The organism is Pseudomonas sp. SLFW (genome assembly GCF_009905615.1).
In the GTDB taxonomy this organism is placed as follows: Bacteria; Pseudomonadota; Gammaproteobacteria; order Pseudomonadales; family Pseudomonadaceae; genus Aquipseudomonas; species Aquipseudomonas bambusae.
The window spans coordinates 54,176-65,816 of record NZ_JAAAKW010000001.1 but is presented as its reverse complement, the minus strand read 5'-3'; the positions used below and the strand labels follow the sequence as shown (position 1 = coordinate 65,816).

The following is an 11,641-nucleotide window of genomic DNA, read 5'->3' as shown; positions in this document are numbered from 1 at the left end:
CCCATGAATCTTCGTAAAGTCGTGCCGCTGTGGATCTACCTGCTGTTTCTGCTGGTCCCGATCTACTGGCTGGTGAACATGTCCTTCAAGACCAACACCGAAATCCTCGGCGGTCTGACGCTGTTTCCCCAGGAGTTCACCCTGGCGAACTACAAGGTGATCTTCACCGACGAGAGCTGGTACAGCGGCTATATCAACTCGCTGTACTACGTTTGCCTGAATACCGTGATATCGCTGAGCGTGGCATTGCCTGCTGCTTACGCGTTTTCCCGCTATCGTTTCCTCGGCGACAAGCACTTGTTCTTCTGGCTGCTGACCAACCGCATGGCGCCACCGGCGGTGTTCCTGTTGCCCTTTTTCCAGCTGTATTCGTCGATTGGTCTGTTCGACACCCACATCGCCGTCGCGTTGGCGCACTGCCTGTTCAACGTGCCTTTGGCGGTATGGATTCTCGAAGGCTTCATGTCTGGCGTGCCGAAGGAGATCGACGAAACGGCCTACATCGACGGGTACAGCTTCCCCAAATTCTTCGGGAAAATTTTCATCCCGTTGATTGGTTCGGGGATCGGTGTCACGGCGTTTTTCTGCTTCATGTTCTCGTGGGTCGAGCTGCTGCTGGCGCGGACACTGACATCGGTCAACGCCAAGCCGATCGCGGCGGTGATGACCCGCACGGTGTCGGCATCGGGGATCGACTGGGGCGTGTTGGCGGCAGCGGGCGTGTTGACCATCCTGCCGGGCATGCTGGTGATCTGGTTCGTTCGCAATCACGTGGTCAAGGGTTTTGCCCTTGGTCGTGTCTGAGGAGTCGAAAAAATGGAGTGGATGTCCTGGACACTGCCGACCGCCATTTTCTTTGCGTCCATCGCTGCCATTCTGGCTGCGATGACCGTTTGGGAATTGCGCTCGGCGAGCATCGAGCGCCGCGGTTTTCTGCCGATTGCCACCACTCGTGGCGACCGGCTGTTCATCGGTCTTCTCGGCAGCGCCTACCTGCATTTGCTGGTGATTGGCGCGACCGACTGGAGCATCTGGGTCGCCTCGGGGCTGTCCCTGGTCTGGCTGTTGGTGGTGATGCGTTGGGGTTGAAAGGAAGTGAATGAACACTTGTAGGAGTGACCGGGGTGGCGCTCCACCTTGCTCGCGATAGCGATCCGTCAGCCACTGATGTGATTTCTGGCAGACCGCTATCGCGATCAAAGTGGAGCGCCAGCCCGGTCACTCCTACAGAAAGTGGTGCAAACGGTTTTGCAAAGCGGGACTACATAAGAATCAACACTGGAGGTGTCTATGTTCAATAAGAAAAACAAGCTGCGACATAGTGTGACGGTTGCGACGATGGTGATGCTCAGCGGCTTGAGCGTTTCGGCGTGGGCGGATCAATACGAGGATGCCGCGAAGAAATGGGCAGCCAGCGAGTTCAAGCCGACCACCCTGTCCGACGCTGACCAGCTCAAGGAACTGGAGTGGTTCATCAAGGCCGCCGAGCCGTTCCGTGGCATGGACATCAAGGTGGTTTCCGAAACCTTGACCACCCATGAATATGAATCGAAAACCCTGGCCAAGGCCTTCACCGAAATCACCGGCATCAAAGTGACTCACGACCTCCTGCAAGAGGGCGACGTCATCGAGAAGCTGCAAACCGCGATGCAGTCGGACAAGAGCATTTACGACGGCTGGGTCAACGACTCTGACCTGATCGGTACCCATTTCCGCTACGGCAAGGCGCTGTCTCTGACAGACCTGATGGCCAGCCCGGAAGGCGCGAAAGTCACCTCGCCTACACTCGACATCAAAGACTTCATCGGCACCTCCTTCACCACCTCGCCTGAGGTCAAGGATGAGTCGGGCAAGGTCATCACCCCGGCCAAGCTGTATCAGCTGCCTGACCAGCAGTTCGCCAACCTGTACTGGTTCCGCGCCGACTGGTTCGAGCGTGCTGACCTCAAAGCGAAGTTCAAGGCCAAATACGGCTACGAGCTGGGCGTTCCGGTGAACTGGTCGGCTTATGAAGACATCGCCAAATTCTTCAGCGAAGACGTGAAGGAAATCGACGGCAAGAAAGTCTACGGCCACATGGACTACGGCAAGAAAGACCCGTCCCTGGGCTGGCGCTTCACCGATGCCTGGTTCTCCATGGCAGGCAGCGGCGACAAAGGCCTGCCGAACGGCTTGCCGGTGGACGAGTGGGGTATTCGTGTAGAGAGCTGCCATCCGGTCGGTTCCAGCATCACCCGCGGCGGCGACACCAACGGTCCGGCTGCCGTTTACGCCACTCAGAAATACATCGATTGGCTGAAAGCCTATGCACCGCCTGAAGCCGCGGGCATGACATTCTCCGAGTCCGGTCCTGTGCCGTCGCAGGGTAACGTTGCGCAACAAATCTTCTGGTACACCGCGTTTACCGCAGACATGACCAAGCCAGGTCTGCCGGTGATGAACGCCGATGGCACGCCGAAATGGCGGATGGCGCCATCGCCGAAAGGTCCGTACTGGAAAGACGGCATGAAGCTCGGCTATCAGGACGTGGGTTCGTGGACCTTCCTGAAATCGGCTGACGAGAAAAAACGTCTGGCGGCCTGGCTGTACGCGCAGTTCGTGACGTCGAAATCAGTCTCGCTGAAGAAAACCATCGTGGGCCTGACGCCGATTCGTGAGTCGGACATCAACTCGAAAGAGATGACCGCGCTGGCACCGAAACTCGGTGGTCTGGTGGAGTTCTACCGCAGCCCGGCCCGCGTCCAATGGTCGCCGACCGGCACCAACGTTCCGGATTATCCGAAACTGGCGCAACTGTGGTGGAGCCATGTGGCTGAGGCCGTGACCGGCGAGAAAACCGCACAAGCGGCGCTCGATGGCCTGGCCAAGGATCAGGACGCCATCATGACCCGTATCGAGCGCTCGAAGGTTCAGGACGCGAGTGGTTGCGCACCGAAGATGAACCCGGAAACTTCGGCGGAAGAGTGGTACACCAAAGCCGAGAAGAGCAATGGCGCGTTCCTCGCCCCGCAACGCAAACTGGCCAACGAGAAACCTAAGGGTGAAACGATTGCCTACTCGGACCTGCTGAAAAGCTGGGAAGCGGCCAAGAAGTAAGGCGTGAAGCTGCCTTGGGGTCCTCCCGTATAGCGCGGGAGGACGCCAGCTTGAACTGTGGGAGCGAATTCATTCGCGAATGGGGCGTCCGGTCAATGCATCCGCGTCGGTTGAAACATTTTCGCGGATGAGTTCGCTTCCAGAGAGGAACCTGTGAAACACGCATAAAAAACGGCACCCTCGGGTGCCGTTTTTCATGTGCAGACCGCCTCGATCAACCGTGCAGCGTTTCCGCTGCGTAAAGGGTGTTCTCCAGCAGGCATGCGCGGGTCATCGGGCCAACGCCCCCTGGCACCGGGGTGATCCAGCCTGCGCGGGGCAGGGCGGTCTCGTACACCACGTCGCCCACCAACTTGCCGTCATCCTGACGGTTGATGCCGACGTCGATCACGATCGCGCCTTCCTTGACCCACTCGCCCTTGACCAGCCCCGGCTTGCCCGCTGCCACCACCACCAGATCCGCACGGCCAACATGGCCCGCCAGGTCCTGGGTGAAGCGATGGGTCACGGTCACGGTGCAGCCGGCCAGCAGCAACTCCATGGCCATCGGACGACCGACGATGTTGGACGCGCCCACCACCACGGCATCTTTCCCGTAAAGGTCAACGCCGGTGCTTTCCAGCAGGGTCATGATGCCTTTCGGCGTGCAAGGGCGCAGCAGCGGAATACGCTGGGCCAGACGCCCGACGTTATAAGGGTGGAAACCATCGACGTCCTTATCAGGACGGATACGTTCCAGCAGTGGCGACGAATCCAGATGCTCCGGCAGCGGCAGTTGCAGCAGGATGCCGTCGATGGCCGGGTCTTCGTTGAGGCTGTCGATCAAATCGGTCAGCTCGGTCTGGGTGGTTTCGCTGGGCAGGTCGTAGGCCCGGGAGATGAAGCCGACCTCTTCACAGTCTTTGCGTTTGTGCGAGACGTAAACCTGAGAGGCGGGGTCGCTGCCGACCAGAATCACCGCGAGGCCCGGCGTACGCAGCCCTTGCTCGCGACGTTCGGCAACTCGTTGGGCGATCTGCTGGCGCAGGCTGGCTGCGATCGCTTTGCCGTCTATTAGTTTTGCAGTCATTACGCGTGATTAACCATCGGAAGGGAGGGAAAAAGAGCGCGCATTCTCGCATGACCTGACGCAAGGGCAAAGGCGGTTGGTCCGCTTAATAAGCTAACCCCTTTAATTAACTGAATTTTTTAGAAAAAAGTGTTGACGACCTTTGAGGCCGTCTATAAGATTCGTCGCACTTGTCGGGCACAACCCCACACAGGATAAGCCGGAAGCGGTGAGTCAGGTCGAAAGGTTGAATAAGTCAGGTAGAGTTCAAATCGGCTCAGCGTGATTGAAAGCTCTTAATTTGCAGTCGTAAGAATGCAGATTAACCAAGCGCCCGTAGCTCAGCTGGATAGAGCATCCGCCTTCTAAGCGGATGGTCGCAGGTTCGAGTCCTGCCGGGTGCGCCATAAAGGCAGCTTTGGCACAAGTAAGTTACAACGCTAGATGGTGGGCGTAGCTCAGTTGGTAGAGCACGGGATTGTGACTCCCGTTGTCGAGGGTTCGATCCCCTTCGTCCACCCCATATTCGAAGAAGGCGCCAGATGCATAATCTGGCGCCTTTGCTTTAAGCGCTTCAAACGCGGATGTGGTGGAATTGGTAGACACACTGGATTTAGGTTCCAGCGCCGCAAGGTGTGAGAGTTCGAGTCTCTCCGTCCGCACCAGCTACAACCCTGGGAAGTGAGTCAAGCACTCCGGGGAGTGAAAAGCCGCCTAGTGCGGCTTTTTTTGTTTCAACGTATTGGTTTCATGCCGGTACGAGTCCGCCATGCTGTTGATGATGGGCTTTTCCGGAGTGTTTCCAGGGATTGGATCGCCATTCGGTCGTGCTTCGCTTCCTTATATAGGGGCGCGGAAAGTGCGTTCCAGACCGCTTGCGAAGCTTCGAATCTTCGTCCTTTTCCCCCTGGTTGCATTCCACTGTATTTACCCTTCGTCAGTAGGGTGACTTCTTGAGATTGACCCACTAGAATGCTTGCCCTTGATTCTGGGGTCGGAAACGGCCGGCTAACGTCTGTGCAACGAGGAATATCCATGCAAGTTTCTGTTGAAAACACTTCCGCTCTTGAGCGCCGCATGACCATTGGCGTGCCAGCTGAGCGCATCGAGACCGAAGTCAACAAGCGTCTGCAGCAGACCGCACGTAAAGCCAAGATCCCGGGCTTCCGCCCTGGCAAAGTGCCTATGAGCGTGATCCGCCAGCGTTACGAAGACGGTGCTCGTCAAGAAGCACTGGGCGACCTGATCCAGGCCACCTTCTACGAAGCTGTCGTAGAGCAAAAGCTGAACCCGGCTGGCGCGCCTTCCGTCGAGCCAAAAACCTTCGAAAAAGGCAAAGACCTCGAATACGTTGCCACCTTCGAAGTGTTCCCCGAATTTTCCGTTGCCGGTTTTGAATCCGTGAGCGTCGAGCGTCTGTCCGCTGACGTCGCTGACTCCGATCTGGACAACATGCTGGAAATCCTGCGCAAGCAGAACGTTCGTTACGAAGCCGCCGACCGTGCTGCTGCCAACGAAGACCAGTTGAACATCGACTTCGTCGGGAAGATCGACGGTGAAGCATTCGCCGGCGGTTCGGCCACCGGCACTCAGTTGGTGCTGGGCTCGGGTCGCATGATCCCTGGCTTCGAAGACGGGCTGGTTGGCGCTAAAGCCGGTGAAGAGCGGGTTCTGAACCTGACCTTCCCTGAGGACTACCAGAACCTGGAACTGGCGGGTAAAACCGCCGAGTTCACCGTCACTGTCAACACCGTCTCGGCTCCGACCCTGCCTGAACTGAACGAAGCGTTCTTCAACCAGTTCGGTATCAAGGAAGCGACCCTGGAAGGTTTCCGCACCGAAGTTCGCAAGAACATGGAGCGCGAGCTGCGTCAGGCCATCAAGTCCAAGGTCAAGAACCAGGTCATGGACGGTCTGCTGGCTGCCAACCCGATCGAAGTCCCTAAAGCCCTGCTGGAAAACGAAGTGAACCGCCTGCGCGTTCAAGCCGTTCAACAGTTCGGCGGCAACATCAAGCCTGACCAACTGCCAGCCGAGCTGTTCGAAGAGCAGGCCAAGCGCCGCGTCGAGCTGGGCCTGATCGTCGCTGAAGTGGTCAAGCAGTTCGACCTCAAGCCTGACGAAGCCCGCGTTCGCGAGCTGATCCAGGAAATGGCTTCCGCTTACCAGGAGCCAGAGCAGGTCGTGGCCTGGTACTACAAGAACGAACAGCAAATGAACGAAGTGCGTTCGGTTGTGCTGGAAGAGCAAGTTGTGGATACTGTTTTGCAGAAAGCGAGCGTGACCGATAAAGCGGTCTCGTACGAAGAAGCCGTCAAGCCGGTAGAAGCTCCACAAGCCGACTGATTTCTTTCTCTCGTTCGAAAACACCATAAGCCAGCCTTCGCGCTGGCTTATGCGTATTCAAGACATGACTATTTGGGAGTGAATGCGAGACATGTCCCGCAATTCTTATATTCAGCAGAACTCTGACATCCAGGCCGCTGGCGGCCTGGTCCCGATGGTTATCGAGCAGTCCGCCCGTGGCGAACGCGCCTATGACATCTACTCCCGGTTGCTCAAGGAACGCGTCATCTTCCTGGTCGGCCCGGTTGAAGATTACATGGCCAACCTGATCTCGGCGCAGCTCCTGTTCCTTGAAGCGGAAAACCCGGACAAGGACATCCATCTCTACATCAACTCCCCAGGCGGTTCGGTGACTGCGGGCATGGCGATCTACGACACCATGCAGTTCATCAAACCGGACGTTTCGACGACGGTCATGGGTCAGGCTTGCAGCATGGGCGCGTTCCTGCTGGCAGGTGGTGCCAAGGGCAAGCGTTTTGCCCTGCCGAATTCCCGCGTGATGATTCACCAGCCACTGGGCGGTTTCCAGGGGCAGGCGTCGGACATCGACATTCACGCCAAGGAAATCCTGTACATTCGCCAGCGTCTGAACGAGCTGCTGGCGCACCATACCGGTCAGCCGCTGGAAGCTATCGAGCGTGACACCAACCGCGACAACTTCATGAGCGCCGAACGCGCTGCTGAATACGGTCTGGTGGACGCGGTGCTCGACAAACGTCAAATGATCAAATGATTGCTTGATTGGCAGTAATCCCAGGTGGTCGGGACCCCCGTGCCACCTGCGGACTTGAAAAAGCCCGCAATTGCCTTCATCTTGTGTTGCAAGCCTACCGGATTGGATCGATCGAATGACTGACACCCGCAACGGCGAGGACAACGGCAAACTGCTTTATTGCTCCTTCTGCGGCAAAAGCCAGCATGAAGTGCGCAAATTGATTGCCGGCCCCTCGGTATTTATCTGTGACGAGTGCGTCGACCTGTGCAATGACATCATCCGCGAGGAGGTGCAGGAAGCACAGGCAGAGAGCAGCGCGCATAAATTGCCATCGCCGAAAGAAATCAGCGGCATCCTTGACCAGTACGTCATCGGTCAGGAGCGTGCCAAGAAGGTTCTCGCAGTAGCGGTGTATAACCACTACAAGCGTCTGAACCAGCGCGACAAGAAAAACGACGACGTTGAACTGGGCAAGAGCAACATCCTGCTGATCGGCCCTACAGGCTCCGGCAAGACCCTGCTGGCTGAAACGCTGGCCCGTTTGCTCAATGTACCGTTCACCATCGCCGACGCCACCACCCTGACCGAAGCCGGTTATGTGGGTGAGGACGTGGAAAACATCATCCAGAAGTTGTTGCAGAAGTGCGATTACGATGTCGAGAAGGCCCAGATGGGCATTGTCTACATCGACGAAATCGACAAGATTTCGCGCAAGTCCGACAACCCTTCGATCACCCGTGACGTCTCGGGCGAGGGCGTGCAACAGGCCTTGCTGAAACTGATCGAGGGTACCGTGGCTTCCGTTCCGCCCCAAGGCGGTCGCAAGCATCCACAGCAGGAATTCCTGCAAGTGGACACGCGCAACATCCTGTTCATCTGCGGCGGTGCGTTCTCTGGCCTGGAAAAGGTCATTCAGAATCGCTCCACCAAAGGCGGCATCGGCTTTGGCGCCGAGGTTCGCAGCAAGGAAGAGGGCAAGAAGGTTGGCGAATCCCTGCGTGAAGTCGAGCCTGACGATCTGGTCAAGTTCGGTCTGATCCCTGAGTTCGTGGGCCGTCTGCCGGTGCTCGCGACCCTGGACGAGCTGGACGAAGCTGCGTTGATGCAGATTCTGACCGAGCCGAAAAACGCGCTGACCAAGCAGTACGGCAAGCTGTTCGAAATGGAAGGTGTGGACCTTGAGTTCCGCACTGACGCACTCAAGTCGGTTGCCCGTCGCGCGCTGGAGCGCAAGACCGGTGCCCGTGGTTTGCGCTCCATTCTCGAAGGCGTGCTGCTCGACACCATGTACGAAATCCCGTCGCAATCCGACGTGAGCAAGGTGGTGATCGACGAAAGCGTGATTGAAGGTACGTCCAAGCCGCTGTTGATCTACGAAAACAGTGAGCCACCTGCGAAGGCGGCACCCGACGCGTAAGCCTTGCGGCTTCGCACCGGGCAACTGGAAAACGAAAAGGGCCCTCGGGCCCTTTTTGCGTTTCAAGGGCTCCTTTCGCATTAACTCGAACCGGCGCTTGTTTTTTTGAATCGGTACCCCCATCTTGGTTTTCAGCTCATTTCTATCTGTCCATGGCCTTAAGGCCGCCGTAGAGGCGAAATCATGAAGACGACCATTGAACTGCCTCTTTTGCCATTGCGTGATGTCGTGGTGTATCCGCACATGGTGATCCCACTGTTCGTGGGGCGCGAGAAGTCGATCGAGGCCCTTGAGGCTGCGATGACCGGTGACAAGCAGATCCTGCTGCTCGCGCAAAGAAATCCTGCAGACGATGATCCCGGTGAAGACGCCCTTTATAGCGTAGGGACCATTGCAACCGTATTGCAGCTGCTCAAGCTCCCGGACGGCACCGTCAAAGTGTTGGTCGAAGGCGAGCAGCGCGGCTCCGTTGAGCGTTTCATCGAAGTGGACGGCCATTGCCGCGCCGAAGTGGCGTTGATCGACGAAGTCGAAGCGCCAGACCGTGAATCCGAAGTGTTCGTGCGCAGCCTGCTGTCGCAGTTCGAGCAATATGTGCAGCTTGGCAAAAAAGTCCCGGCTGAAGTCCTGTCGTCGCTCAACAGCATCGATGAGCCTGGCCGTCTGGTCGACACCATGGCCGCGCACATGGCGCTGAAGATCGAGCAGAAGCAGGAAATCCTCGAAATCATCGACCTGGGCGCCCGTGTCGAACACGTGCTCGCCCTGTTGGATGCCGAAATCGATCTGTTGCAGGTCGAGAAACGCATTCGCGGTCGTGTGAAGAAACAAATGGAGCGTAGCCAGCGCGAGTACTACCTGAATGAGCAGATGAAGGCCATTCAGAAAGAGCTTGGCGACAGCGACGAAGGCCACAACGAAATCGAAGAGCTGAAAAAGCGCATCGATGCGGCTGGCCTGCCGAAAGACGCCATGACCAAGGCCACTGCCGAGCTGAACAAGCTGAAACAGATGTCGCCCATGTCGGCTGAAGCCACCGTCGTGCGTTCTTACATCGACTGGCTGGTGCAGGTGCCGTGGAAGGCTCAGAGCAAGGTGCGTCTGGACCTCGCACGGGCCGAGGACATCCTCGACGCTGACCATTACGGTCTGGAAGAAGTCAAAGAGCGGATTCTCGAATACCTCGCCGTGCAAAAGCGTGTGAAGAAGATTCGTGGTCCGGTGCTGTGTCTGGTCGGTCCGCCTGGCGTGGGCAAGACCTCGCTGGCCGAGTCGATCGCACACGCCACCAACCGCAAGTTCGTGCGCATGGCCTTGGGTGGTGTGCGTGACGAAGCTGAAATTCGTGGTCACCGTCGGACGTACATCGGCTCGATGCCGGGTCGTCTGATCCAGAAGATGACCAAGGTCGGCGTGCGCAACCCACTGTTCCTGCTCGACGAAATCGACAAGATGGGCAGCGACATGCGCGGTGACCCGGCGTCGGCGCTGCTTGAAGTGCTCGATCCCGAGCAGAACCACAACTTCAACGATCACTACCTGGAGGTCGATTACGACCTGTCGGATGTGATGTTCCTCTGCACCGCCAACTCGATGAACATTCCAGCGGCCTTGCTGGACCGTATGGAAGTGATTCGTCTGCCGGGTTACACCGAAGACGAGAAAATCAATATCGCCACCAAGTACCTCTCGCCCAAGCAGATCGCTGCCAACGGCCTGAAAAAAGGTGAAATCGAGTTCGAAGAAGAGGCCATACGCGACATTATCCGGTACTACACGCGTGAAGCGGGTGTGCGGAGTCTGGAGCGTCAGATCGCCAAAGTCTGCCGCAAGGCGGTCAAAGAGCACGCTGGCGAGAAGCGTTTCACTGTCGTGGTCACCGCTGCGATGCTGGAAAACTTCCTTGGTGTGCGTAAATTCCGCTACGGCCTGGCCGAGCAGCAGGATCAGATCGGTCAAGTGACTGGCTTGGCGTGGACGCAAGTGGGCGGCGAATTGCTGACCATCGAAGCGGCCGTGGTGCCGGGTAAGGGGCAGTTGATCAAGACCGGTTCGCTGGGCGACGTCATGGTCGAATCGATCACTGCGGCGCTCACGGTGGTGCGCAGTCGGGCGAAGAGCCTGGGCATCCCCCTGGACTTCCACGAGAAGCGCGACACGCATATCCACATGCCGGAAGGGGCGACGCCCAAAGACGGCCCTAGCGCGGGTGTAGGCATGTGCACGGCACTGGTTTCGGCGCTGACACAGATCCCTGTGCGTGCCGATGTGGCCATGACCGGTGAAATCACCTTGCGTGGTCAAGTGCTGGCGATTGGCGGTTTGAAGGAAAAACTGCTGGCCGCACACCGTGGCGGAATTAAAACGGTGATCATTCCGGAAGAAAACGTACGCGATTTGAAGGAAATTCCTGACAACATCAAGGCAGACCTGCAAATCAAACCTGTTAAATGGATTGACGAAGTCCTGCAAATTGCGCTGCAATACGCGCCGGAGCCCTTGCCGGATGTGGCTCCGGAGATGGTTGCAAAGGATGAAAAACGCGAGTCTGAGTCTAAGGAAAGAATTAGCACGCATTAGTCCGTGGGGCCTTCCTTGACAGCTTTTTAGAGCCCTTGTTATAAAGCGGCTCTTCAAGCCCAAACTGTCCTTATAGGCAGGCCACATAGCGTTCGTTTGGCAACACCAAAAAACTTAGAAAATATACTCAATATAGATAGATATAAGGGGACTTAGAGTGAACAAGTCGGAACTGATTGATGCTATCGCCGCATCCGCTGACATCCCGAAAGCTGCTGCTGGCCGTGCGCTGGACGCAGTAATCGAATCCGTCACTGGCGCTCTTAAGGCTGGCGACTCCGTTGTACTGGTTGGCTTCGGCACTTTCTCCGTAACTGATCGTCCTGCCCGTACCGGCCGCAACCCTCAGACTGGCAAGGCACTGCAAATCGCTGCCGCCAAGAAGCCAGGCTTCAAAGCCGGTAAAGCGCTGAAAGAAGCGGTCAACTAAGTTTCTTCG

The 11,641-nt window shown here is 57.3% G+C and carries 9 protein-coding genes and 3 tRNA genes; 11 read left to right on the top strand and 1 reads right to left on the bottom strand.

The annotated features are described in order from the left end of the window. Positions 1–3: 3 nt before the first annotated feature. The 3 genes from GVN17_RS00255 (at position 4) to GVN17_RS00245 (ending at position 3,096) form a co-directional block, all read left to right on the top strand. Positions 4–804 carry a carbohydrate ABC transporter permease gene (locus tag GVN17_RS00255; protein WP_166593230.1) on the top strand — a complete coding sequence of 267 codons (801 nt, stop codon included), beginning with the start codon at positions 4–6 and terminating at the stop codon, positions 802–804. 12 nt (positions 805–816) lie between these two features. Continuing rightward, the gene (locus tag GVN17_RS00250) at positions 817–1,089 is read left to right on the top strand and encodes a DUF2160 domain-containing protein (protein WP_166593229.1); all 273 of its coding nucleotides are present in this window, start codon (positions 817–819) and stop codon (positions 1,087–1,089) included. Positions 1,090–1,290: 201 nt separating this feature from the next. Continuing rightward, entirely contained in the window at positions 1,291–3,096 is a 1,806-nt protein-coding gene (locus GVN17_RS00245) for an ABC transporter substrate-binding protein (RefSeq protein WP_166593228.1), read from the top strand. A gap of 214 nt (positions 3,097–3,310) precedes the next feature. On the opposite strand, the gene folD is transcribed toward GVN17_RS00245, so the two are convergent. Further along, entirely contained in the window at positions 3,311–4,165 is an 855-nt protein-coding gene (folD, locus tag GVN17_RS00240) for a bifunctional methylenetetrahydrofolate dehydrogenase/methenyltetrahydrofolate cyclohydrolase FolD (RefSeq protein WP_166593227.1), read from the bottom strand. A gap of 309 nt (positions 4,166–4,474) precedes the next feature. Between folD and GVN17_RS00235 the strand changes: the two genes are divergently transcribed. The 8 genes from GVN17_RS00235 to GVN17_RS00200 all read left to right on the top strand — a co-directional run bounded on the left by GVN17_RS00235 (position 4,475) and on the right by GVN17_RS00200 (position 11,632). Further along, positions 4,475–4,551 (top strand) — tRNA-Arg (locus tag GVN17_RS00235). 40 nt (positions 4,552–4,591) lie between these two features. Then, positions 4,592–4,667, top strand: a tRNA-His gene (locus GVN17_RS00230). 57 nt (positions 4,668–4,724) lie between these two features. After that, positions 4,725–4,809, top strand: a tRNA-Leu gene (locus GVN17_RS00225). A 370-nt stretch (positions 4,810–5,179) separates the two neighbouring features. Beyond that, complete coding sequence (gene tig, locus GVN17_RS00220; RefSeq protein WP_166593226.1) at positions 5,180–6,490, top strand: trigger factor; 1,311 nt, start codon at positions 5,180–5,182, stop codon at positions 6,488–6,490. A 91-nt stretch (positions 6,491–6,581) separates the two neighbouring features. Then, a complete protein-coding gene (clpP, locus tag GVN17_RS00215) occupies positions 6,582–7,223 on the top strand; it encodes an ATP-dependent Clp endopeptidase proteolytic subunit ClpP (protein ID WP_166593225.1) in 642 nt (213 codons plus the stop codon). Positions 7,224–7,338: 115 nt separating this feature from the next. After that, entirely contained in the window at positions 7,339–8,622 is a 1,284-nt protein-coding gene (clpX, locus tag GVN17_RS00210; protein ID WP_166593224.1) for an ATP-dependent Clp protease ATP-binding subunit ClpX, read from the top strand. 183 nt (positions 8,623–8,805) lie between these two features. Beyond that, the gene (lon, locus tag GVN17_RS00205) at positions 8,806–11,202 is read left to right on the top strand and encodes an endopeptidase La (protein ID WP_166593223.1); all 2,397 of its coding nucleotides are present in this window, start codon (positions 8,806–8,808) and stop codon (positions 11,200–11,202) included. A 157-nt stretch (positions 11,203–11,359) separates the two neighbouring features. Next, positions 11,360–11,632, top strand: coding sequence for an HU family DNA-binding protein (locus tag GVN17_RS00200; protein WP_003174819.1), 273 nt, complete (start codon positions 11,360–11,362; stop codon positions 11,630–11,632). Positions 11,633–11,641 lie beyond the last annotated feature (9 nt).

Coding starts and splice junctions, on each gene's coding strand:
- lon (WP_166593223.1), top strand. CDS start 8,806: ATGAAGACGACCATTGAACTGCCTCTTTTGCCATTGCGTGATGTCGTG.
- GVN17_RS00245 (WP_166593228.1), top strand. CDS start 1,291: ATGTTCAATAAGAAAAACAAGCTGCGACATAGTGTGACGGTTGCGACG.
- GVN17_RS00255 (WP_166593230.1), top strand. CDS start 4: ATGAATCTTCGTAAAGTCGTGCCGCTGTGGATCTACCTGCTGTTTCTG.
- clpP (WP_166593225.1), top strand. CDS start 6,582: ATGTCCCGCAATTCTTATATTCAGCAGAACTCTGACATCCAGGCCGCT.
- GVN17_RS00250 (WP_166593229.1), top strand. CDS start 817: ATGGAGTGGATGTCCTGGACACTGCCGACCGCCATTTTCTTTGCGTCC.
- clpX (WP_166593224.1), top strand. CDS start 7,339: ATGACTGACACCCGCAACGGCGAGGACAACGGCAAACTGCTTTATTGC.
- folD (WP_166593227.1), bottom strand. CDS start 4,165: ATGACTGCAAAACTAATAGACGGCAAAGCGATCGCAGCCAGCCTGCGC.
- tig (WP_166593226.1), top strand. CDS start 5,180: ATGCAAGTTTCTGTTGAAAACACTTCCGCTCTTGAGCGCCGCATGACC.